Annotated in this window: 19 protein-coding genes; 17 read left to right on the plus strand and 2 right to left on the minus strand. The window is 71.7% G+C overall.

Annotated features, from left to right (window positions below; genetic code table 11):
• Positions 1-108: 108 nt before the first annotated feature.
• The 11 genes from ACZ5KV_RS09305 to ACZ5KV_RS09355 all read left to right on the plus strand — a co-directional run bounded on the left by ACZ5KV_RS09305 (position 109) and on the right by ACZ5KV_RS09355 (position 11,935).
• Entirely contained in the window at positions 109-1,002 is an 894-nt protein-coding gene (locus tag ACZ5KV_RS09305) for a LysR family transcriptional regulator ArgP (RefSeq protein WP_464239029.1), read from the plus strand.
• Positions 1,003-1,293: 291 nt separating this feature from the next.
• Positions 1,294-1,899: a paraquat-inducible protein A gene (locus ACZ5KV_RS09310; RefSeq protein WP_464239030.1), complete on the plus strand. Its 606-nt coding sequence runs from the start codon at positions 1,294-1,296 to the stop codon at positions 1,897-1,899.
• Positions 1,896-2,588, plus strand: coding sequence for a paraquat-inducible protein A (locus tag ACZ5KV_RS09315; protein WP_464239031.1), 693 nt, complete (start codon positions 1,896-1,898; stop codon positions 2,586-2,588). Before ACZ5KV_RS09310 ends, ACZ5KV_RS09315 begins: the two co-directional genes overlap by 4 nt.
• Entirely contained in the window at positions 2,585-4,237 is a 1,653-nt protein-coding gene (locus ACZ5KV_RS09320; RefSeq protein WP_464239032.1) for a PqiB family protein, read from the plus strand. The genes ACZ5KV_RS09315 and ACZ5KV_RS09320 overlap by 4 nt, the downstream gene beginning before the upstream one ends.
• A complete protein-coding gene (locus tag ACZ5KV_RS09325; protein ID WP_464241827.1) occupies positions 4,237-4,875 on the plus strand; it encodes a PqiC family protein in 639 nt (212 codons plus the stop codon). The genes ACZ5KV_RS09320 and ACZ5KV_RS09325 overlap by 1 nt, the downstream gene beginning before the upstream one ends.
• Before the next feature lie 388 nt (positions 4,876-5,263).
• Positions 5,264-5,653 carry a response regulator gene (locus ACZ5KV_RS09330; protein ID WP_464239033.1) on the plus strand — a complete coding sequence of 130 codons (390 nt, stop codon included), beginning with the start codon at positions 5,264-5,266 and terminating at the stop codon, positions 5,651-5,653.
• A 9-nt stretch (positions 5,654-5,662) separates the two neighbouring features.
• On the plus strand, positions 5,663-8,350 hold the full coding sequence (locus ACZ5KV_RS09335) for a PEP/pyruvate-binding domain-containing protein (RefSeq protein ID WP_464239034.1): 2,688 nt from the start codon (positions 5,663-5,665) through the stop codon (positions 8,348-8,350).
• A 132-nt stretch (positions 8,351-8,482) separates the two neighbouring features.
• Positions 8,483-10,174, plus strand: a complete 1,692-nt coding sequence (locus ACZ5KV_RS09340) for a sensor histidine kinase (protein WP_464239035.1) — start codon at positions 8,483-8,485, stop codon at positions 10,172-10,174.
• Positions 10,175-10,176: 2 nt separating this feature from the next.
• Positions 10,177-10,578 carry a response regulator gene (locus ACZ5KV_RS09345; RefSeq protein ID WP_464239036.1) on the plus strand — a complete coding sequence of 134 codons (402 nt, stop codon included), beginning with the start codon at positions 10,177-10,179 and terminating at the stop codon, positions 10,576-10,578.
• Complete coding sequence (locus ACZ5KV_RS09350; RefSeq protein WP_464239037.1) at positions 10,575-11,546, plus strand: sensor histidine kinase; 972 nt, start codon at positions 10,575-10,577, stop codon at positions 11,544-11,546. Before ACZ5KV_RS09345 ends, ACZ5KV_RS09350 begins: the two co-directional genes overlap by 4 nt.
• Positions 11,543-11,935, plus strand: a complete 393-nt coding sequence (locus ACZ5KV_RS09355; RefSeq protein ID WP_464239038.1) for a response regulator — start codon at positions 11,543-11,545, stop codon at positions 11,933-11,935. Before ACZ5KV_RS09350 ends, ACZ5KV_RS09355 begins: the two co-directional genes overlap by 4 nt.
• Positions 11,936-12,020: 85 nt before the next feature.
• Here ACZ5KV_RS09355 and ACZ5KV_RS09360 read toward each other — a convergent pair whose 3' ends face one another.
• Both ACZ5KV_RS09360 and ACZ5KV_RS09365 read right to left on the minus strand, forming a co-directional pair.
• Complete coding sequence (locus tag ACZ5KV_RS09360; RefSeq protein WP_464241828.1) at positions 12,021-14,588, minus strand: PEP/pyruvate-binding domain-containing protein; 2,568 nt, start codon at positions 14,586-14,588, stop codon at positions 12,021-12,023.
• A 19-nt stretch (positions 14,589-14,607) separates the two neighbouring features.
• Positions 14,608-17,181 carry a sigma 54-interacting transcriptional regulator gene (locus ACZ5KV_RS09365; RefSeq protein WP_464239039.1) on the minus strand — a complete coding sequence of 858 codons (2,574 nt, stop codon included), beginning with the start codon at positions 17,179-17,181 and terminating at the stop codon, positions 14,608-14,610.
• Positions 17,182-17,413: 232 nt separating this feature from the next.
• On the opposite strand from ACZ5KV_RS09365, the gene ACZ5KV_RS09370 reads away from it, so the two are divergent.
• The 6 genes from ACZ5KV_RS09370 (at position 17,414) to ACZ5KV_RS09395 (ending at position 21,957) form a co-directional block, all read left to right on the plus strand.
• A complete protein-coding gene (locus tag ACZ5KV_RS09370) occupies positions 17,414-17,713 on the plus strand; it encodes a DVU0150 family protein (protein WP_464239040.1) in 300 nt (99 codons plus the stop codon).
• 16 nt (positions 17,714-17,729) lie between these two features.
• Positions 17,730-18,770: a sulfite exporter TauE/SafE family protein gene (locus ACZ5KV_RS09375; protein WP_464239041.1), complete on the plus strand. Its 1,041-nt coding sequence runs from the start codon at positions 17,730-17,732 to the stop codon at positions 18,768-18,770.
• Between the two features lie 19 nt (positions 18,771-18,789).
• A complete protein-coding gene (locus ACZ5KV_RS09380; protein WP_464239042.1) occupies positions 18,790-19,161 on the plus strand; it encodes a hypothetical protein in 372 nt (123 codons plus the stop codon).
• Between the two features lie 104 nt (positions 19,162-19,265).
• Positions 19,266-19,535 carry a hypothetical protein gene (locus tag ACZ5KV_RS09385; RefSeq protein ID WP_464239043.1) on the plus strand — a complete coding sequence of 90 codons (270 nt, stop codon included), beginning with the start codon at positions 19,266-19,268 and terminating at the stop codon, positions 19,533-19,535.
• Positions 19,532-20,383, plus strand: coding sequence for a hypothetical protein (locus tag ACZ5KV_RS09390; RefSeq protein WP_464239044.1), 852 nt, complete (start codon positions 19,532-19,534; stop codon positions 20,381-20,383). The genes ACZ5KV_RS09385 and ACZ5KV_RS09390 overlap by 4 nt, the downstream gene beginning before the upstream one ends.
• A complete protein-coding gene (locus ACZ5KV_RS09395; RefSeq protein WP_464239045.1) occupies positions 20,380-21,957 on the plus strand; it encodes a two-component system sensor histidine kinase NtrB in 1,578 nt (525 codons plus the stop codon). The genes ACZ5KV_RS09390 and ACZ5KV_RS09395 overlap by 4 nt, the downstream gene beginning before the upstream one ends.
• The last annotated feature ends 116 nt before the right edge of the window (positions 21,958-22,073 follow it).

Here is a 22,073-nt window from a genome sequence, read left to right on the forward strand (position 1 = left end):
CTCCCTTGCGCGGGCGGATGCGCCGCACGCGAGGCCCTTGTAGCCGGGCCGGGCCGTGTTGTGAAATTGATAGTTCTGCTTTTCCATTAGTAATGCTAATGGAAGGCCATGCACGACTACAAACTTCTGGAAGCCCTGGCCGCCGTGGTGCGGGAGGGCGGGTTCGAGCGCGCGGCGCGGGCGTTGTGCCTGACGCAATCGGCGGTGTCCCAGCGGGTGCGCCTGCTGGAGGAGCGCACCGGGCGCGTGCTGCTCACGCGGGCCAGCCCGCCGCGCCCCACGCCCGACGGCCGCCGCCTGATCCGCCACTGCCTCCAGGTCCGCCGCCTGGAGGAAGACCTGGAGGCGGAGCTGGACCCGGCGGCCCCGGGCGGACGGCCCGTGCTGCGCATCGGCGTCAACGCCGACAGCCTGGACTTCTGGTTCATGGACGCGGTGACGGACTTCGTGCGCGAGCGCGACGCCCTGCTGGACCTCGCCGTGGACGACCAGGAGCGCACCCACCGCATGCTGGCCGATGGCGAGGTGCTCGGCTGCGTGAGCGCACGGGCCGAGCCCATGCAGGGTTGCACGGTGCGCCGCCTGGGCGTCATGCGCTACGGGCTGTTGGCCACGCCGGGGTTCGTGCGCCGCCATTTCCCCGAGGGGCTGACCCGCGAGGCCGCCGCCCGGGCTCCGGCGGTGCGCTTCAACCGGGCCGACGACCTGCACGACCTGGTCCTGGCCCGGCTGTTTCCCGACGACCCGCCCCGGGACTACCCCGTGCATTTCGTGCCCGCGCCGGGGCGTTTCATGGCTCTGGCCGAGGCCGGGCTGGCCTGCGGCATGACGCCTTTCATCCAGGCCGCCGCCGCCCTGGCCGCCGGGCGGCTGGTCTGCGTGGACGGGCGCACCGAGGTGCCCGTGGCGCTCTACTGGCACCGCTGGAACCTGCGTTCGCCATTGCTGGAAGGCCTGAGCGAGGCCCTGGCCCGGGGCGCGCGGCGGATGCTGGAGCCCTAGCGGGCCGTCCCAAGACGGCGACCCGCCATGCAAGCGGAAAACCCCGGCCCCTTTTGTGTATGCAATGCATTGTTCAGGCGGGATTTTTTGTTTTTCCCGCTCGCCGTTGCCGACCGGTCTGCGGATTTTCGCTTGCCCGGCAGTCGGCCGGACCCGGCGGACTGCCGCGCCCCACGTGCCCGGCGGGCTTTACATGTCTTTGTGTCCCGTGGTTTAAGGAAGCGTGCGTCCGCCGCCCCGGAGCGGCGCGCCCCCCGCGCCGCGGGCGGGGGAAGCCGCCGGGGAGTCGCCATGCACGGCACGACCATCGCCTGCCACGAATGCGACCTGCTGCAACGCACGGTGCCCCTGCCCCCGGGCGGGGTGGCCCGTTGCGCGCGCTGCGGCGCCGTGCTTTATCGCCAGGGCGACACCGGGCTGGACCAGGTTCTGGCCCTGACCGTGGCCGGGCTGATCCTTTTCGCCCTGGCCAACGCCTTTCCGCTGCTGACCATGCGCATCGACGCCAACGTGCAGCCCGCCACGCTGCTTTCGGGCGTGTGGCTGCTGGCGGACCAGGGCATGGCCGGGCTGGCCGCGCTGGTGGTGCTGACCAGCGCGGCGGCCCCGCTGCTCAAGCTGGTGCTGCTGGGCTACATCCTCGTGCCCCTGCGCCTGGGGCGGCGTGCGCCGGGCACGGCCCGGGCCCTGCGCATGGTCCTGGCCCTGCAACCCTGGGCCATGATGGAAGTCTTCCTGCTGGGCGTGCTGGTGGCCATGGTCAAGCTGTCGTCCATGGCCGAGATCGTCGTCGGCCCCGCGCTGTACGCCTTCGGCTTCCTGGTGCTGGTCCTTGCGGGCATCACCGCCAGCCTGGACCCCCGCACGGTCTGGGACCGGTTGGAGATCCGCCCGTGAGCACCGTGCCCGCCTCCGCCCGCGCCGTGCCCTCCGGGCCTTCGGTGCCCGCCCGCGCGCCCACGGCCGCCGGGGCCGGGCTGGTGAGTTGCCACTGCTGCCACCTGCTGGTGCGCCCCAGCGCCGCGGACGCGGCCCTGAAGCACGCGGCCTGCCCGCGCTGCGGCGCCGCCCTGCACAGCCGCAAGCCCGACAGCCTCGGGCGCACCTGGGCCTATCTCATCACCGCCGTGATTTTCTACGTCCCGGCCATGAGCCTGCCGATCATGACCACCGTGACGACCTTCGGCGGCGCGCGCAAGGACACGGTGCTCTCCGGGGTCTATTATCTGCTGACCTCGGGCATGTGGCCCCTGGCGGCCATCGTGTTCTTCGCCAGCGTGGTGGTGCCGGTGCTCAAGATCGTGGTCCTGGCGCTGCTGCTGGTGACCTCGCGCCGGGGCGGCGGCTGGCGGCGCCATGACCGGGCCCGGCTCTACCGCCTGACCGAGGCCGTGGGCCGCTGGTCCATGGTCGATGTCTACGTGGTGACCATCCTGGTCGCCCTGGTGCGGCTCCAGGCCCTGGCGGTCATCGAGGCCGAGCGGGGCGCCGTGTTTTTCGCCGCCGTGGTGGTGCTGACCATGTTCGCCGCCCGCAGCTTCGATCCCCGCCTGATTTGGGACCAACGAAACGAGGCTTTGCCATGACCGAACCGTCCATGCCTTCCTCCTCCGGGGGCTCCGGTGGCTCCGGGGAGCCCGGGTCCGGCGCCGTGCCGGAGTTCGCGGCCCTGCCCACGGCCCGGGTCCGCCGCAGGCGCCTGGTGTCCATCGTCTGGCTCATCCCCCTGGTGGCCGCCGTGGCCGCCGCGTGGATGGCCTTCGACGCTCTCCAGGCCCAGGGCACGCTCATCACCATCCGCATGGAGACCGCCGAAGGCATCGTCGCGGGCAAGACCCGGATCAAGTTCAAGGATGTGGAAGTGGGCCAGGTGGAGAACGTGCGCTTCGACGAGAACCTGGAGCACGTGGTGGTCACGGCGCGGGTGGTCAGCGACATGGAGCGCTACCTGCGCTCGGAGACGCAGTTCTGGCTGGTGCGGCCCCGGATCACGCCCAGCGAGATTTCGGGCCTGGAGACGCTGTTCTCCGGGGCCTACATCGGCATCTGGCCGTCCAGAAAGGGCAAGCTGACCAGCGAGTTCACGGCGCTCAAGGCTCCGCCCCTGGTCACCGGCGACACCGACGGCAGCCATTTCCTGCTGCGCGCCACGACCCTGGGTTCCCTGGACATCGGCTCCCCGGTCTACTTCCGGCGGGTCAAGGTCGGCCAGGTGGTCGGCTATGAACTGAAGAAAAACGATCAGGTGGAGATCAGGGTTTTCGTCCAGGCGCCGTACCATGAGCGCGTGCGCCGCAACACGCGCTTTTGGAACGCCTCGGGCGTGGACCTGCGCCTGGATGCCCGGGGCCTGCGCATGCAGACCGAGTCGCTGGTGTCCCTGCTGGTGGGCGGCGTGGCCTTCGACAGCCCCGGGGCCGACGAGGCGGCGGAACCCGCCCCGCCCGAGGCGCTGTTTACCCTGCACCCCTCGCGCGAGGGCGGTTTCGAGCGCGCCTTCGACTACCGCGAGCGTTACGTGCTGCATTTCGACGAGTCCGTGCGCGGCCTGTCCGTGGGCGCGCCCGTGGAGTTCCGGGGCATGCCCATCGGCCGCGTGACGGACATGCGCCTGGAGCTGGACCCCCGGCACAAGGCCGCGCGCATCCCGGTGACCGTCGAGATCGAGCCCGAGCGCTTCGCCCTGGGCGACAAGGACGCGCGCGACGCCGTGATCCGCACCCTGGTGGGCATGGGCATGCGCGCCCAGCTCAAGACCGGCAACCTGTTCACCGGCCAGGCCTATGTGGACATGGACCTCTACCCGCGCATGGCCCCGGGGCGCGTCGGGACCTCGGGCCGACTGCCCGAGCTGCCCACGGCGCCCTCGGCCCTGGGCGGGCTGCTGGCCAGCGCCCAGCGCGTCCTGGCCCGGCTGGAGGAGGTGCCCATGGGCGATATTTCCAGCGAATTGCGCGCCACCCTGGATTCCATCCGCGCCACCCTGGAGCAGATGCGCCAGCTCATGGGCGCCGCGCGCGACCTGGAAATCCTGCCCGCCGTGGCCCGGACCCTGGAGCAGGCCACCGCCACCCTGGGCCAGGCCGAGGCCGCCCTGGCGCCCGACGCCGCCCTGCGCACGGATATGCGCAAGCTGCTGCGCGAGCTGGGCGACGCGGCGCGCTCCCTGCGCGTGCTCTCCGAAACCCTCGAACGGCAGCCCGACGCGCTGCTCTACGGCAAGGAGGCCCCGTGATGCGCGCCCGCGCCGTTTCCGCTTTTGCCCCGGCGTTCCGGGGCCGGTGTGTGTCGCTGCTCCTGGCCCTGGGGCTGGCGGCGGCCCTGTGCGCCTGCCGTGGCGCCGTGGCGCCCGTGGCCTTCTACACCCTGGCGCCCCAGGCCGCCGCGCCCCTGGCTCCGGGCCCGGGCCCGGCCGTGGGCGTCGGCCCGCTGGAGATTCCCCGGGTCATCGATCGCCCGCAACTGGTGGTCCGCGACGGGGTCGAGCGCGTGCACCTGGAGGAATTCCACCGCTGGGCCGGGCCGCTGGACGAGGCCGTGCTCGGCGCCCTGGTGGCCGACCTGGGGGCGCTGCTGGACTCCCAGCGCGTGGTGGGGCACCCGTGGGAAGGTTTCATCGACCCCGACTACCGCGTGCCCGTGACCGTGGTGCGCCTGGACGGCGCCCCCGGGGGCGAGGTGGTGCTCGAAGCGGCCTGGGGCGTGCTGCCGCGCGGGGCCGCCCGGGCCGCGGTCGTGCGCCGCACGGTGCTGCGCGAGCCCGTGACCGGGGCGGACCATGGCGCCCTGGTGGCCGCCCACGGCCGGGTTCTGGCGGCGCTGGCCCGCGAGATGGGCGCGGCCATTCTCGATCTGCGGGCCCGGGGGCTCTGAGGTCGGGTTCCGGCCCCGGCGGCATGCCCGCAACCCGGCCCCGGCCCTTGAGGGGCGTTGGGCCCGGTCCGGCCCGGTCCCGGCCCGCGAAGCCGGAGGCGGACGGGAGGCCGGGTGCAAGGCCGGGGCGCGCCCGCGTTCCGGAGCCTGCGAGATGCCCCGGCGTTGCCTCCGCAGGGCGGCCTTTGCGCAACCGTGGGCAGCCGTTGCGTGACACTGCGCGGTTTTTTCTTATTATAGTCTGTGAAATCAGCATGTTGGCGAGCCGTTGCGCCAACAGTTCTGGAACGTGGCTTGCTCCATGGCCTGCAAGACACCTCGGGGCCGTGGCCCGGCGTGGCGGTCAGGGCCGCGCGCCGGGCCGGGCCCGCACCCAAGGGGGAACACCATGAGCGCCATCCGACTGCTTCTCGTGGACGACGAGGGCGAATTCCTGGACCTGATGCGCAAGCGGCTGTCGCGGCGCAATGTGGAACTGACCATCGCCGCCACCGGCGAGGAGGCCCTGGCCCTGGCCGCGACCCAGCGCTTCGATGTCATCGTGCTCGACGTGCGCATGCCGGGCATGGACGGGCTCGAGGTCCTGGAGCGCCTGCGCTCCATCGACCACCGGGCCGAGGTGCTGCTGCTCACCGGGCACGCCAGCGTGGAGTCCGCGCGCAAGGGCCTGGAGCTGGGCGCCTTCGACTACCTGCTCAAGCCGGTGCCCATCAACGAATTCCTTTTCCGGGTACAGGACGCCTGCCAGCGCGCCCGCCTGAGGGCGGGGCGCACATAGGCGGCGGCCATGGGCCCGCTGCGTCGTCTGCTGCGCGCCCTGGCCGGGCTGCTGCGCGACGCGCCCGACCCGGCGCGTGAGGCGGCCCTGCTCCAGGCCCACCGCGAGCGCTGCCTGAACTTCCGCGTCCTGCTGGCCGCCAACAACCGGGCCCTGGGCACCATGGGCGCCATGGAGGAGGCCCTTGTGGCCCCCCGGCCCTTCGGCATGGATTTCGTGCGCGCCAGTTGCACCGCCGTCAGCGCCGACGTGCTGCGCATGGCCCAGGCCCTGTGCGCCCTGGCGCCCGGGAAATACGAAGCGCTTTTCCCGCGCCACGCGGCCATCGCCGGACGCCTGGAGGCCCTGCTCGATCCGCCGCGCCCGCCCGTTTCGGGGCCGCTGGTGCAGCCCCTGGCGGCCCTGCGCGCCGCCGATGCCCCGCGCGCCGGGGGCAAGGCCGCCATGCTCGGCGAACTGGGCACCCTGCCCGGGGTGCGTGTGCCCGGAGGCTTCGTGGTCACGGTGGCCGGGTTCGAGGCCTTCATGGCCCACCAGGGGCTGCGCCGGGAGTTGGCGCGGCTGGCCCAGGCCCGCGCCGGGGCCGGGCTGGATGGGCTGTACTCCCTGTCCGCCGCGTTGCAGCAGTGCATCGTCGCCGCCCCGTTGCCCGCCGCCCTGGAAGAGGCCCTGGCCGCGGCCGCGGCCGGGCTTAAGGCCGCCTGCGGCCCGGGGCTGCGTCTGGCCGTGCGCTCCAGCGCCGTGGGCGAGGACGCCGCCCAGACCTCCTTTGCCGGGCAGTACCGCTCGGAGCTCAACGTGCATCCCGAGTCCCTGGCCGACGTGTACCGCGACGTGGTCGCCTCGCTCTACGGGGCCACGGCCATGGCCTACCGCCTGGGCCGGGGCCTGCGCGACGAGGACGTGCCCATGGCCGTGGCCGTGTTGCCCATGGTCCGCAGCCTGTGCGGCGGGGTGATCTATACGGCCAACCCCCTGGACGCGGGTGACCGGACCCTGACCGTCAGCGCCGTGCACGGCCTGCCCAAGGCCGTGGTGGACGGCTCCGACGCGGCGGACACCTGGCTCGTGGGCCGTGGGCCCGAAGGGCCGGAACTGCTGCGCGCCGAGCACGTGGCCCAGGAGACGGCCTACATGCCCGGCGCCGGGGAGGGCCTGGAGCGCCGGGCCCTGGACGCGGCCACCGCCGGGCGCCCGGCTCTGGAGCCCGAGGCCGTGCTGGCCCTGGCGCGCTTGGCCCTGGCCGTGGAGGCCCATTGCGACGGCGGCCCGCAGGACATCGAATGGGCCCTGGAGCCCGACGGACGGTTCACCCTGCTTCAGGCCCGGCCCCTGGGGCAGCTTGCCGGGCCGGAGGCCCCTGCCGTCGGCTCCGGCGCGGTGCCGACCGGGGCGGGCGACGCCGCCGACGCCACGGGCGGCCTGCCCGTGCTGTATCGCGGCGGGGTCACGGCCAGCCCCGGCGCGGGCTGCGGGCCCGTGTGCCTGGTGCGCAGGCCGGCGGACGCCCTGGGCTTCCCCGAGGGCGGGGTGCTCCTGGCGCCCCTGGCCCTGCCGGAGTGGGCGCCGTTGCTGTCGCGGGCTGCGGCCCTGGTCTGCGAGCGCGGCGGCGTCACCGGCCATCTGGCCACCGTGGCCCGGGAGTTCGGGGTTCCGGCGCTGTTCGCCTGCGCCGGGGCCGTGGCCGCCCTGGGCGCGTGGTCCGGCGGGCCCGGGGAAAACGTCGTCACCGTGGACGCCGACGCCGCCCTGATCCTGGGCGGACGGCGCGCAGCCCCGGCCCGCGAGGCCGCTCCGCGCCGCAGCCCCATCGAGGGCTCGCCCGTACACCGCGCCCTGACCCAGGCTGCGGCGCTGGTGGTGCCCCTGCGCCTGCTCGACCCGGCGGGCGGGGATTTCCGCCCCGAGGCCTGCGCCACCCTGCACGACATGACCCGCTTCTGCCATGAGAAGGCCGTGGCCGAGATGTTCGAGCCCGGCAACGCCCCGCCCTTGCCCGCAAGCGCGGCCCGGCGCCTGGTCTGCCAGGTGCCCATGCAGTACTGGGTGGTGGACCTCGGCGGCGGACTGGCCCCGGGCACCGCTCCCGGGCCCACCGTGGCCCTGGCCGACATCGCCTGCGCGCCCATGCTGGCCCTGTGGCGCGGTATGACCGTGGCGCCCTGGGCCGGGCCTCCGCCCGTGAACGCCCGGGGCTTTTTCTCCGTGCTGGCCGAGGCCACGGCCAATCCGGACCTGGAGGCCGCGGCCCGCTCGCGCTTCAGCGACCGCAACTACTTCATGATTTCACAGACGTTCTGCAACCTGCACTCGCGCTTCGGGTTCCATTTCAGCATCGTCGAGGCCGAGGCCGGGCAGGACCCGGCGGCCAACTACGCCAGCCTGCGCTTCAACGGTGGCGCCGCCGACCGCACCCGCCGCGAGCTGCGCGCCCGGTTCATCGCCGGGCTGCTGGAGGAGCGCGGCATGCGCGTGGACGTGACGGGCGACGCCGTGGCCGCGCGGGCCGAGGGCCTGGAGGCCGGGCGCATCCTGGAACTGCTGGCCGTTTTGGGCTACCTCGTGATACACACCAGACAACTGGACATGATTATGGCCGATCCGGCCGAGGCCGCGCGGCGCGAGCGCGCCGTGCGCGACGGGCTGGCGGCTCTGGCGGCGGAGTCCCGTCAGGAGTCGGCTTTGCGTTTTGCGTGATCTTGCTCTTTAACTTTCCAGCAAATCCGGCGGGATGAACGGATCGCGCAAGCGGTTTCCTGGCCCGTGTCTTGCTTGTCCGCCGGTGGTGGGACCGATGCGCAACGGTTGAAACAAGCGGTGGGGGCAACCATGGCGATGCAGGAATACAGGCGGCTGCGCTGGCAGATCACGGCCACGACCCTGGCCTTTTCCCTCATCCCCCTGCTGGCCATGGGCTATGTCATCCACGGCCAGTTCAGCACGGCCTACACCGAAAAGGTCATGACCTCCATGGCCTCCACCGTGGCCAACAAGCGCCGGTCGCTGGACATCTTTTTGGACGAGCGCGTGGCCCAGTTGCGCACCCTGGGCCAGACCCACAGCTTCGCCGAACTGGCCGCCCCCGGGGCCCTGGCCGCCATGTTCGGGGTCATCCAGGCCAACTCGCGCTCCTACATCGACCTCGGCGTCATCGACGCCCAGGGCCGCCACGTGGCCTACGTCGGGCCCTACAAGCTCGCCGGAGTCAACTACAGCGCCGAGCAGTGGTTCGCCGAGGCCATGCTCAAGGGCCAGTATCTGAGCGACGTGTTCCTGGGTTTCCGCAACTTCCCGCACTTCATCATCGCCGTGCGCTGCGGCCAGGGCGACGAGGCCTGGCTGCTGCGCGCCACCATCGACTCCGAGGTCTTCAACTCCCTGGTGCAGAGCCTGCGCACCGGGCGCACGGGCGACGCCTTCCTGGTCAACGAGGCGAGCCTGCTCCAGACGCCCACGCGCTTCGGCGGCAACGTGCTCCAGGAGTCGGGCCTGCCGGCGGTGAGCCTGTTCCACGGCGAGCGCGTGGAGGAGACCACCCTGCGCGGCCAGCGGCTCATCACCGGCCAGTCGTGGCTCACGCGCACGCGCTGGATGCTCGTGGTCACCGAGGATCCCGACGAGGCCATGTCGCCGCTTTTCCGCACGCGCTCCATCGGTGCCCTGGCCATGGGCGTGGTGGCGCTGATGATCGTCACCGGCACGGTGCTGACCTCGCGCTCCATGGTCGCCAAGCTGGAGGCCGCCGACCGCGAGCGCGCCGCCCTGGACGCCGGGCTCATGCAGTCGGCCAAGATGGCCGCCCTGGGCAAGCTGGCCGCCGGGGTGGCCCACGAGATCAACAATCCCCTGACGCTCATCATGGAGAGCGCGGGCTGGATCAAGGACCTGCTCACCGAGGAGAACCCCGAAACCATCGAGAACTTCACCGAGATCGAATCCGCCGTGCACAAGATCGAGGACCACGTGGAGCGCGCCCGGGCCGTGACCCACCGCATGCTCGGCTTCGCCCGGCGCATGGAGCCGGTGGAGGAGGACGTGGACATGAACCACGTGGCCGAGCAGACGCTTTCGTTCCTGCGCAGCGAGGCCATGCACCGCGACATCGCCCTGCGCCGCGACTACGCCCCCGACCTGCCGCGCATCAGCACCGACACCGCCCAGGTGCAACAGGTGCTGCTGAACATCCTGGAGAACGCCATCGACGCCGTGGGCCGCAACGGCACCGTGGCCGTGGCCACGGGCCGCACCGAGAACGGCCAGGGCGTCTGGCTGCGCGTGAGCGACACCGGCCCGGGCATTCCCGAGGCCTATCTCTCGCGCATCTTCGATCCCTTCTTCACCACCAAGGCTCCCGGCGAGGGCACGGGCCTGGGCCTGTCCATCGCCTACAGCATCATCCGCAAGCTCGGGGGCCAACTCGTGGCGTCCAACGGCCCCCGGGGCGGCGCGGTGTTCACCATCACCCTGCCCCTGGAGGGGCACGGCGCGGGGCACGCCGCCCGCGTCGCCGAGGAGGCCTGAGCATGGACCCCATCAAGGTGCTGGTCGTGGACGACGAACCCGATTTCATCCAGTTGTTCGTCAAGCGTTTCGGCAAGCGCAACCTGGACGTGGTTTCGGCTCCGGGCGGGCGCGAGGCCCTGGCGCTTTTGCAGGCCCGGCCCGTGGACGTGGTGGTGCTGGACGTGAAAATGCCCGGCATGGACGGGCTGGAGGTGCTGCGTGAGATCAAGCGCCGTCACCCGCTGATCGAGGTCATCATGCTCACGGGCCACGGCTCGGCGGAATCCGGCCTGCGCGGCATGAGTCTGGGCGCCTACGACTACGTGATGAAGCCCTTCCGCATCGACGACCTGCTGGAGCGTATCCGCAAGGCCTGGGACCACGCCCGCAGGCGCCGGGCCGAAGGGGAGGCCGGGGCGTGAGCCCCGCCGCCGGAGCGCGGTGCGGGCTGTGCCGCGCCACGTATCTGCTGGCCCAGGGGGGGCTGCCCCTGGCCGTGCTGCTGGGGGCGCTGGCCGCCGCGCGGCTGCCCGGGGCGGCGGGGCTGGCCGCCGCCGGGGCCACGGCCCTGTTGGCGGCGGCCACGGTCCACTCCCTGTGCCGACACATCCGCGCGGCCACGGTGGAGCGCGGCAGCCTGAGCGAGCAGCTCGCCCAGTCCCAGAAGCTGGCCGTGCTGGGCGAACTGTCCTCGGGCATCGCCCACGAGATCAACACGCCCCTGGCGGTCATCGGCCAGGAGGCCGAGCTGCTGCGCGCCGACGTGGAAACCCTTGGGCCGGGGCCCGTGCGCGAGGGCCTGGCCCGGCGCCTGGATTCCATCGAGACCCAGGTCCGCCGCTGCGGGGACATCACCCACGGCATGCTGCAACTGGTGCGCAAGGCGGCCCCGGTGTGCCAGCCCGTGGCCCTGGCCCAGCTCTGCGAGGACATGGCCCTGCTGGCCGAGCGCGAGGCCCAGCGGCGCGGGGTGCGCATCGTGCGCCGCTACACCCCGGCCATGGACGAGATGCTCACCGACCCGCCGCAGCTCAAGCAGGTGGTGCTGAACCTGCTGGTCAACGCGGTGCAGGCCGTGCAGGCCGGGGGTCGGGTGGAACTGGCCGCCCGCCCCGGAGCCCCGGGCTGGGTGGAGATCGAGGTCCGCGACGACGGCCCGGGCATTCCCGAGCAGAACCTGACGCGTATCTTCAACCCCTTCTTCACCACCAAGCCCCCCGGCCAGGGCACGGGCCTGGGGTTGTCCGTGTGCCTGGGCATCGTGGACCGCCTGGGCGGCACCCTGGGTGCGGCCAACGCCCCGGGGGGCGGGGCGGTGTTCACCGTGCGCCTGCCTGTGGGCGCCAACCGCCGGGCCGCGGCCCGGCAGACCGAGCGAGGTGAGTCATGACCGACAGCATCCGCGTGCTCGTCGTGGACGACGACGAGGCCTTCCGCACCAATATGACCGAACTGCTCAACCGCCAGGAGGCCATCACCGCCGTGTGCGTGGCCAGCGGCGACGAGGCCCTGGAGGAACTGGGCCGTGCCGGGTACGACGTGGTTTTGCTGGACATGCTCATGCCCGGCCTGAGCGCCCACGGCACCATGCGCGAGATGCGCAGGCGCGGCCTGGGCCCGGCGGTGATCGTGGTCACCGGGCATGCCTCGGTGGACGACGCCGTGGAGATGATCAACCTGGGGGCCTACGACTATCTGCTCAAGCCCTGCACCATCAAGGAGATCGTGCAGAAGGTCACCTGGGCCCAGGAATGGCGCAGGCTCCAGCCGCCGCAGTAGACAGGGCGGGCCGGGCTGCGGGGTTGCCCCGCCGGGCCCCGCGCCGGGTTCGCGCGGGGGCCCGCCCGGGGGCCCGCCCGGGGGCTCACCGGGAAGGCGCGCCCAGGTCGTAGCTGCCGTCGAGGAAGGCCTGCGCGGCGCGTTCGACCATGGTCTCGTCCACCATGAGCATGTCCATCTGGCGGGTGTAGATCAGCAGGCGCCCGAGCTGCTCCAGGCGTTGGCGCACGGCCTCGTGGCCGTATTTGCGGAAACGGGCCTGGACGCGGTCGGCCACGCGCTCCACGCGGAAGCCCAGGCGTTCCAGGATCAGGGCGATGGCCCGGGTACGCCGCTGGCGGCGCAGGTCGTCGGCGGCGCCGCCCTTGAAGCCGAAGTTCACGTAGTTTTCGTCCACGCGCGGGCCGCACCAGGCGTCGAGCACGCTGTAGTGGTAGCCCACGCGGGAGCTGAAGTTCAGGTAGGCGTCGGATACCAGGGCGTAGCTGCGCCCGCCGAAGCGCCCGCCCGGCTCGGCGGGGGGCTCCAGCATCTGGCGCGACATGACCGAGAGCAATCCCCCGAGGTTCACCGGGCGCGGCGCGCGGTCCGAAAGAGCCGGATGCCCCATGCCCTCCAGCAGGGCGGCAAAGGGCGCCGAGGCGATCTGTTCCGGGCGCACGCTGGTCTGGCCCGGGGCCACGTCGTGCAGCCCGCCGCCCAGGTCGATGACGTACAGGTCCAGGGGCAGGGGCGCGTCCAGCCGCCGCGTGGCCCCGGAGTGCTCCATGGTCAGCTCCCCCAGGCGAAACATTTCTTCGTAGCAGCGTTCATGGGCGTAGCGTGTCACGTCGTGCACCGTGCGGCAGCCCGCCGGGCCGAAATCCGGCGCGCCGGGGTCCGTCAGGTGCAGGGGCACGCTCAGTTCCGCCAGTCGGGCCAGGGCCGCGTGGACCGGGGTTCCGGCCAGGCTCCGGCGTGGACGCGGCGGGCTCTGGGCCGCTCCGGGCCCGCCTTCGGGCGCGGCCCCCGCATGGACCCGGCCCCCGGTGGCGTCCACGGTGACCACCCGGCCCGGAGCCAGGGCCGCCAGGGCGCCCGGCAGGCCGAACACGGCGGGTACGCGGAACTCGCGGGCCAGGGCGGCCATATGCCCGGTGACGCTGCCGGCCTCGGCCACAACGGCCCCGGCCCGGGCCAGGGCGGCGACGTATTTGGGCGAGGAATGCCGCGCGACCAGCACCGCACCCTGGGGGAATCCCGCCACATCGTCCACGCCGAGGACGTGGTACACCGGGCCGGAGCCCAGCCCCGGGCAGGCCGTGGCTCCGCCCGCGAGCAGCACCTCGGCGCCCGGCGGAGCCGGAGGCGGCACCGGAGCCTGGGCATGCGCCGCCCGCAGCGGCCGGGCCTGGAGGATGAACAGGCGTCCGTCCCGATCCTGGGCCCATTCCACGTCCTGCGGCGTGCCGAAATGGGCTTCCAGGGCCAGGGTCGCCGCGGCGATCTCGCGGGCCTGGGCCGCATCCAGGCACGGCGCGTGGACCAGCTCCGGGGCCACGGCCAGTTCGTCCAGCCGCCCCTGGGGCCCGGGCGCCAGGCGCACGGCCTTGGCCCCGGGGCGCGCGGCCAGCAGCGCGTGCCCGGCGTCGCGCGCCAGCAGGTATTCGTCCGGCGGGACCACGCCGTCCACCGCGAAGACCCCCAGCCCCCACACGGCGTTGACCAGCACCGCATCGCGGGCCGGGTCCGTGGGGTGGCGCGAGTAGGCCACGCCGCTGGCCCGGGCATCGATCATGCCCAGCACGCCGACGCTCATGGCCAGGTCGGCGGCGTTCACGCCCTGGTGCAGGCGGTAGGCGATGGCCCGGGGCGTGAACAGGCTGGCCAGCACGCGTTTGTAGGTTTCCAGCACGTCCGCCCGGGGCACGTTCAGGGCCGTGAGGTACTGCCCGGCGTAGGACAGCTCGCCGTCCTCGCCGATGGCGCTGGAGCGCAGGGCCAGGGGGCCGTCGCCGGGCAGGGCCGCGCAGGCGTCCAGAATGGCCCGCTCCAGGGCCGGGGGCAGGGCCGCGCGCAAGAAGGCGTGCTGAACGGCTTCGCTCACGCGGCGGGTGCTGTCCGGGTCGTCGGGGTCCAGGTCCATGGCCGCGCGGCGGACCACCGCCTCCAACCCGGCTTCGGCCAGGAAAAGCTCGTAGCCCGCCGTGGTCACGGCGAAGCCGGGCGGCACGCGCAGGCCGGGCAGGCCGGTGAGTTCGCCCAGGTGCGCGTTTTTGCCGCCCACCCAGTCCACCATATGCCGGGTGACGGCGCCGTAGGGCAGGATCAGATGCGGGCAGGCCTCGGTGCGCCGGGTTTCGGCCACGGTGCGGATGCGCTCCTTCAAGCCGTCCATGACCTCGGCCAGGGCCGCGTAGCGCCCGCCGGAAAGCCGGTTCAGCCCGTGGACCACCCGCCCGCCGTGGAAGGCGATGCGCGAGGCCCGGGAGCGGACCCAGGCCATGCCGAACACGGTCTCGCCCGCGAGCATGGCGTCCACCTCGGTCAGCAGGGTCAGCAGTTCGGAGTTGGACTCCAGCAACTCCTTGAAACCCTCGTAGCGTTCCCCAAGCGCCACGGGCGGGCCGGACGCGGCCAGGGCCCCCCTGCGCCTGCGGAACCGGTCGAGCATGCGCAGCACGGCGGTCGCCTCAGCCGTCCACGAGGTAGCGGGTGGCCGGGCCGCGTCCGGTCTTCACCAGCAACCCCTTCTTGACCATGTCCTGGAGGTCGTAGATGGCCGTGCGCGCGGGCAGGCCGCCGCCCACGAGGTCCTGGTAGGCCTGGCGGGATATCTCGCCCCGGCGCAGGATCTCGGGGTAGGCCTTGCGCTGGCGCTCGTTCAGGCGGCTGGCGGCCTCGCGCGCGGGGGCGCGGGCCGGGCCCCTGGGCGCGGGCGGCGCCTCGGGCGCGGGCTCCTCCGGGCCGGAGCGGGCGGGGGCGGGGGACTGCTCGTCCAGCGGGCCGAGCACGAACACGGCCTCCTCGGCGACGGCCAGGGCGGCTTCCTCGGTTTCGGGCACGGCTTCCTGCTCCAGGCGGATGTCCGTGGCCTGGATCACGTCGGATTCGGCCATGACCGCGGCCCGGGTGATGGCGTTGACCAACTCGCGGATGTTGCCCGGCCAGTGGTAACCGCGCAGCTTCTCCATGGCCCCGCGCGAGACGCCCAGGCCCCGGCGCCCGACCATCTGCTCCACCTGGCGCAGGTAGTGCCGTGTGAGCGCGGGGATGCTTTCGGCGTGTTCGCGCAGGGGCGGCGAGTAGACGGTGATGACCTTCAGGCGGAAGTAGAGGTCCTCGCGGAAGCGGCCCTCGCGGATGAGCGCGGGCAGGTCCGCGTTGGTGGCGGCGATGAGCCGCACGTCGACCTCTATCTCCTTGTCGCTGCCCAGGGGCTTGACCTTGCGTTCGGCGATGGCCCGCAGCAGGGCCTGCTGGACCTTGGGCGAGGCGGCCTGGATTTCGTCCAGGAACAGGGTCCCGCCGTGGGCCTCCACGAAGGCGCCCTTGCGGTCGGCGCGCGAGTCGGTGAAGGCGCCCTTGATATGGCCGAACAGGGTGTCCAGCAGCAGGTTCTCGTCCAGGGCGCCGCAGTTGATGGAGATGATCGGCTTGCCGGCCCGGGCGCTGTGGGCGTGCACGGCTTCGGCGGCGAGCTGCTTGCCCGTGCCCGTTTCGCCGATGACGAGTACGTCCACGTCGGTCTGGGCGGCCTTGAGGATGTCCGACTTGAAGCGGGCGATCTTGGGCCCGCTGCCCACGATCTCGGGGATGATGTCCAGCCCTGGGCCTTCGGGCGCGGGCTCGGTGTCGAAGTCCGCGCGTTCCTTCATGGTGTAGCCGCGCAGGCTGCGTTCGCGCAGGCGCAACTCCTCGGCCTGCTGCGAGATGATGTCGACCATGCCGTTGATGGCTCCGGTGAGCAGGGCGGTCTCATGGCCCGCCGGGCGCAGGTCGATGCGCCGCATGCGGCCCGTGGAGCGGAATTCGCCGACCATTTCCGACAGGCGCACGATGGGCTTGGTCACTATGCGCGTCGTGAAATAGATGCCGATCCACATCAGGGCGATGGCGGCCAGGGTGATGACGAACAGGGCGTCGAGGTGCTTGAAGCCCGCGGTCAGGGTCAGCTTGCTGCGGTCCATGAACACCAGGCCCCAGTAGACCTGGCGCGGGCCGTCGGCCTCGGGGGTGAAGTACACCGGCGCGTAGGCCATGGCGTAGTCCTTGCCGCCGCCGCTTCCCCCGCTGCTTACGTGCAGCAGCCCGGCCTGGTCCTCGCGCACGGCGGCCACGGCCCGCCAGTAGTCCGCGTCGGCCGTGTCGGGGCGGAAGGCCACGTCCAGCCCGGGGCGGCCCAGGGTGCCCTCCATGCCCGCCCGGGGCAGATAGGTGGACAGGGGCTGGTCTTCGCGGTCGGGATCCTCGGACTGGAAGAGCACCCAGCCCTCGGGGTCGAAGACGTAGGTGAAGCGCACCTCGTCGCTGCGCGGGTAGGCCCAGAGCGGCGAGCGCGGCGAATTGTACAACGACAGGATGTTGCGTACGCGGCGTACGTCCACACCCAGGACGACATAGCCCGGGCGGCCGTCGCCGTCGGGGTCCACGGGGGTGACCAGCCGCAGGATGTGGGCCGCCACGCGGTGTCCTGCGTTGCTCGGCGAGGGGCAGGGATATTCGCTGTACTGGGTCTGGGTCAGCAGCACCCGGCCCGGGGCCAGGGCGGCGCCCTCCTCGAACACGGCAAAGGGCGACGGCACGACCCTCGCGAAGCGCTCCTCCGGCACCTGAAAGATTTCCCCGTTTTCCACCAGCAGCATGGTGTGGCCGCCTTCGTCGGGGGACAGGTAGGTCAATTCGCGGTAGCCCGCATCCCCCACGGCCAGCTTTCGCGCAAGGAAATTGCGCAACTTTGCGGGGTCGCCCGCATCTTGCGCGATGTAGAGCAGGTCCTTGCGGCATCGGTCGAGGAAGGAGGAGACGTGGTGGGCCACGGCCCGGGTCTGCACGCGTACGTTCCGGTCCAGGGCGATGTCTATGTACTGGCGGGAGACTTGGTAGCCGACATAGCCCGAGACGAGCAGGATGAGCACCACCAGAGGCAGCAGAACCCGCAGCAGGCGCGTGCGCAGGCTGCGCCCGGCGCCTTTTTTGGAGCCGGTGCTGTAGGACAGGAAGGGAAAGCCGCCCTGGTAGAGTCGCGTCCGATCGTTTTTTTGCATCGTGTTCTCACTCCGGTCACGCATGACGATCATCCAAAAGCCCCGATTGCGCAAGAACGATGATGCAATTGGTGTGCCCCGCCATGGGAAATCGCCATTGGCACATGCCTTGCTTTTCGGGGTGGCGTGCGGATCGGGCAAGGGCCGGATGGCGCACGGATGCTCCCCGCGCGGCGGGGGCACGAAACAAGGCCGGGCCCGGATGGTCGGGCGCCCGGCCAGGGAGGCGACAATGAAGAGGCAGGTGGCACTGCTGGTTACGGGTTTGCTGGGCCTGGACGCGTTGCTGGCGCCCTTGGCCCGGGCGGCTGGGGGCAAGGCCAGCGATCTGGTCGTGGTTGCCGATACGCGGGTTCTGAACAACGAGATCCTGCTGTATTTCGCCAACCTCTACAACACGAACATCGTGCTTTTCGCGGTCTGGACCGTGGTGCTCACGGCGGCCTACGGCTGCTTCCTCGGTGTGACCATGGACAAGCTGATGAGCCTTACGGGGCTTGACCTCAGGTCCCGCAAGATCGTGGAACACTAGCCCGGGAGGGATCGTCATGGACATCATGGCCGACTCCAGTTGGTTGTACATGTACATGCCCATCGCGGGCGTGCATATCTTCTGGCCCGGGCTGGTGCTCATCGGGTTCTCCGTGGGCGTCATCGGCGGGTTCTTCGGCATGGGCGGGGCCTGGATGGTCACCCCGGGGCTGAACATCCTCGGGTTCCCCATGGCCTTCGCCATCGGCACGGACATCGCCCACATCGCGGGCAAGTCCATGGTTTCGACCATGCGCCATTCCAAGTTCGGCAACGTGGACTACAAACTCGGCATCGTCATGCTTCTGGGCACCATGGTCGGCATAGAGATCGGCGCCCAGCTCGTCATGTGGCTGGAGCGCCTGGGTCAGGTCGGGCCGGTGGTGCGCTGGGTCTACGTGGGCTTTTTGGCCTTCATCGCCTGGATGGTCTTCTACGACTACGCCAAGGCCGTTTCCAACAAGAAGAAGGGCCTGGGCGGCGAGCACGGCACCGAGGGCGTGACCTGGTACAAGGCCCTGCACCGCATCAACATCCCGCCCATGGTCCACTTCAAGGCCTCCGGCTTTACCTGCTCGGCCTGGCTGCCCATGCTGGTCAGCCTGCTGACGGGCGTCCTGGCCGGTTTCCTGGGCATCGGCGGCGGCCTGCTGCGCATGCCCGCCCTGGTGTACCTCATCGGCTGCCCGACCCATGTGGCCGTGGGCACCGATCTGTTCGAGGTCATGATCTCCGGGCTCTACGGGGCGTTCACCTACACCCTCAAGGGCCGCATCGAGATCGTGGCCGTGTTCGTGATGCTTACCGGCGCGGCCATCGGCGCGCAGATCGGCACCGTGGCCACCAAGTACTCCAAGGGGTACGGCATCCGCGTGGCCTTCGGCATCGCCGTGCTGTGCTGCATGATTTCCATCATCCTCAAGCAGTTCGGCTTCAGCCAGTCCGCCGCCGCCCTGATCCTGGGCACCATCGGCGCGATCTGCCTGTACATCATCAAGATCATGTTCACGGGCGCCGCGCGCGAGCTGCGCGACAAGAAGGCGCGCTCCCTCGGGTAGGCGCGCAAAGGAGGCCGACATGAGACGCATGGCGACGACGTTGATCCTGGCCCTGGCGCTGGGCCTGTGGGCCGGAGCGGCCCTGGCCGCCGAGGTGGCCCAGGGCAAGTGCCTGGAATACGACACCGCGGCCCGGACGATCACCATCGAGGAATACGACATCAACTTCAGCAAGGAGCATCCCCACGGCGTGAGCACCGGGGTCGTCTCCACCTACGACGTGAAGAACGCCAAAATCGGGCTCACTCCCGAACCCGGGGACATTCTGCGCATCGCCTACGAGATTCCCGGCGAGAAGCGCGCGACCCTGGCGGCTCAGGGCGCTCCGGGCGACCGGCGCGCGGCCATCAAGGTGATGAACGTCTCCAAGCAGAGCCTGCGAGGCAAGTAAGCCCGCCACCCCGATGCGGCGGCTTCCCCCCGCCGCATCGGTCACCCCACCGGGGGTCCGCGCCTCCCGACGGGCGCGGACCCCCATTCAACCCGGGAGGCCCCGTGAAGCCCCGCACCGTGAAGACCCGGCTGAGTCCCGCCCAAAGGCTGGTGGTGGTGGTCATGGACATCCTCATCCTGGCGGAACTCACCTTTTGCATGTATCGCGGCAGCGCCGCGCCCGAGAGCATGGCCGCCGAGTTCCTGCGGCTCTACGTGCCCATGCTGCTGGTGACCGTCGTCGCCGCGCGCCTGGCCCTGCGCCGCCTGCGCAGCCCCGAGCCGGACCCCGAGGCCGCTCCCGAATCCGCGGCCGGAGCCGCGGCGCCATGAGCGCGCCCACGGACCCCGGCCCCGCGCGGCGCGGCCTGCAAAAGTTCACCATCGCCGCCTGCCTGTTGCTGCTGCTGGCCGTGGCCGACGCCTGCTGGCTGGCCATCGGCGATGCCCGCGACCTGTTTCGCGTGGTCGCGGGCGGCGCCGCCCGGGCCAGCGGCGACCTGATCGTTCCGGCCGACAGGCAGGCCGTGAGCCTGCATGAAAGGGCCCTGGCCGAAGGCCCGGCGCTCCTGGAGCGTTACGTCCATGCCGAACTGGACACGCCGGACCTGGACGTGCGCTTCGTGGAATTGCAGGGGCGCCTGTGGCGGGCCGAAATCCACGCCTCGGCGGGCGCCCCGGCAGGGGAGCACCGCCTGACGGTGCGCTTCGGCAACCAGCCCGCCACGGAGGCACCGACGTATACGGTGCGCATCTTTCCCGACCTCGCGGCCCTGCGGGCCGACCAGCCGTCCCTGCTGCTGCGGCTGTTCGGGCTCCAGCCGGTCTGGGTGGTGCTGGGGGCGCTGGCCCTGGCCCTTGCGGGCGGGGCGCTGGTCTACCGTCAGGCCGGGCAGGACCTGGAGCGCCTGCTGGCCTCGGGCGTCGGGCCCATCTACCGTCTGGCCCGGCGGGCCCACGGCTGGGAGGTCGTTTTCGGGCTGGGCCGGGTCCACGGCGTGCGCCCCGGCGACTGCATGACCATTCTCGACCCGGGGCGCCGGGCCGTGGGCTTTCTGACCGTGGAAGAGGTGGAAACCGAAACCGCCACGGCCACCGTGTCCCTGGAGGCGAACATCGGCCCCGGGCACTTCGTGGCCCGGCCCGAGCGGCCGGGGAACCCGGGGAAGGAGGACGCATGAGCCAGGGCGAAGCCGAGCGGACCTGCCTGTGGGAAGACGGGCTGCGCGAATGCGTTTTGGGTATCGTGGGCACCGGGCCGGGCTTCGCGGCCCTGGCCGCCCTGGCCGAGGAGCACGACCTCGAGGAGTTCCTGCCGCCCATGCGGCTGGCGGGCGTGGCCTGCACCCCGGAGCAGGCCGCCGCGCGGGGGCTGGACCGGCGCGGCACGGCCCACTACGACTCCTGGCGCGAGCTGCTCGCCGCCCATCCGGACCTGACCGTGCTGGTGGACCTGCGCGAGGAGCGCCTGGGCCTGACGGACCTGCGCACGGCGCTGCCGCCCCAGGTCTCGCTCATCGACCGTCAGGCCGCCGTGTTCCTGTGCGCGCTGCACAACATGCATCGCGCCGGGGCGCACACGCGCACCCGCCTGGGCCACTCCCGGGCCCTGCTCGACGCCGTGGTCACCCAGATTCGCGAGGACATCCTGCTGCTCGACCTGCAAGGCCGCGTGCTGGACATGAACCCGCACGTCTACCAGCGCACGGGTCGCCCCAAGGAAGAGCTGCTCGGCCAGCCCTGCCGGCAGGTGCAGACCCTGGCCCGGGGCGTGCCCTTCTGCCCCGAGCCCTGCGCCGACTGCCCCGTGCAGGCCACCCTGCGCACCGAGCGCAAGGCCGAGGCGCGCATGACCCGGGTCAGCCCCGGCGGGGAGCTGCTCTATTTCCGGGTCTATTCCTACCCCATCTTCGATGAGCGCGGCGACCTGGAGCGGATCATGGTCATGCGCCGCGACATCACCACGCGCACGCGCCTGGAGCGCGAGCGCCAGCAGGCCGAGAAGCTTTCGGTCGTCGGCGAAATGTCCATGTACCTCGCCCACGAGATCAGGAACCCCCTGTGCGCCATCGGCGGGTTCATCACCGCCCTGGGCCGTTCGCCCAACCTCGACGCCGCCGACCGCGAAAAGGTCGAGATCATCCTGGCCGAGACGCGCCGCCTGGACGCCATGCTCACCAGCGTGCTCAACTTCGCCCGCCCGGCCGCCCCGGGGCACAGCGACGCCGACATTGCGCCCCTGATGCGGGAGGCGGCGGAACTCATGGGCATCGGCTACGCGGGCCAGGGCTTCCGCTTCGCCTGCGAGGTCGAGCCCGGGCTGCCCCGCGCGGCCATGGACCCCGACCGCCTCAAGCAGTGCCTGGTCAACCTGATGAAGAACGCCATGGAGGCCATGCCCGGCGGTGGGGAAATCGCCCTGCACGCCCGGCGCGAGGACGACATGCTGGCCCTGGAGGTCCGCGACCGGGGCCACGGCATGAGTCCGCGCGAACTGGACCAGGTGTTCTCGCCCTTCCGCAGCACCAAGGCCGGGGGCTATGGCCTGGGGCTGGCCATGATCCGCAAGCTCATGGACGAGGCCGGGGGCGATGTGCGTATCGCCAGCACCCTGGGCCAGGGCACCAGCGTGACCCTGCTCGTGCCCGCCGTGCTGTCCATGTCGTGGAGCCCCTCGCCGGTGCCGGAAATCCTCGACGATACCCTGCCCCGGGACGAGGCGGAAGCCGCCCCGGGCTGCGCACCCAAGGACTAGCCGCCTGCTGCAATATCCGCAGGCCGTTCAAAATGGTGCGGCGCGAGAGGCGGGAAAACCCGGAATTCGCCGTGTATTTGGCATACACAAACGGCCCGGGTTTTTCCGCTGACGCA

Source organism: Desulfocurvus thunnarius, from assembly GCF_055390965.1.

Coding starts and splice junctions, on each gene's coding strand:
- ACZ5KV_RS09320 (WP_464239032.1), top strand. CDS start 2,585: ATGACCGAACCGTCCATGCCTTCCTCCTCCGGGGGCTCCGGTGGCTCC.
- ACZ5KV_RS09360 (WP_464241828.1), bottom strand. CDS start 14,588: ATGCTCGACCGGTTCCGCAGGCGCAGGGGGGCCCTGGCCGCGTCCGGC.
- ACZ5KV_RS09365 (WP_464239039.1), bottom strand. CDS start 17,181: ATGCAAAAAAACGATCGGACGCGACTCTACCAGGGCGGCTTTCCCTTC.
- ACZ5KV_RS09395 (WP_464239045.1), top strand. CDS start 20,380: ATGAGCCAGGGCGAAGCCGAGCGGACCTGCCTGTGGGAAGACGGGCTG.
- ACZ5KV_RS09380 (WP_464239042.1), top strand. CDS start 18,790: ATGAGACGCATGGCGACGACGTTGATCCTGGCCCTGGCGCTGGGCCTG.
- ACZ5KV_RS09375 (WP_464239041.1), top strand. CDS start 17,730: ATGGACATCATGGCCGACTCCAGTTGGTTGTACATGTACATGCCCATC.
- ACZ5KV_RS09310 (WP_464239030.1), top strand. CDS start 1,294: ATGCACGGCACGACCATCGCCTGCCACGAATGCGACCTGCTGCAACGC.
- ACZ5KV_RS09370 (WP_464239040.1), top strand. CDS start 17,414: ATGAAGAGGCAGGTGGCACTGCTGGTTACGGGTTTGCTGGGCCTGGAC.
- ACZ5KV_RS09325 (WP_464241827.1), top strand. CDS start 4,237: ATGCGCGCCCGCGCCGTTTCCGCTTTTGCCCCGGCGTTCCGGGGCCGG.
- ACZ5KV_RS09305 (WP_464239029.1), top strand. CDS start 109: ATGCACGACTACAAACTTCTGGAAGCCCTGGCCGCCGTGGTGCGGGAG.
- ACZ5KV_RS09390 (WP_464239044.1), top strand. CDS start 19,532: ATGAGCGCGCCCACGGACCCCGGCCCCGCGCGGCGCGGCCTGCAAAAG.
- ACZ5KV_RS09340 (WP_464239035.1), top strand. CDS start 8,483: ATGGCGATGCAGGAATACAGGCGGCTGCGCTGGCAGATCACGGCCACG.
- ACZ5KV_RS09345 (WP_464239036.1), top strand. CDS start 10,177: ATGGACCCCATCAAGGTGCTGGTCGTGGACGACGAACCCGATTTCATC.
- ACZ5KV_RS09355 (WP_464239038.1), top strand. CDS start 11,543: ATGACCGACAGCATCCGCGTGCTCGTCGTGGACGACGACGAGGCCTTC.
- ACZ5KV_RS09335 (WP_464239034.1), top strand. CDS start 5,663: ATGGGCCCGCTGCGTCGTCTGCTGCGCGCCCTGGCCGGGCTGCTGCGC.
- ACZ5KV_RS09330 (WP_464239033.1), top strand. CDS start 5,264: ATGAGCGCCATCCGACTGCTTCTCGTGGACGACGAGGGCGAATTCCTG.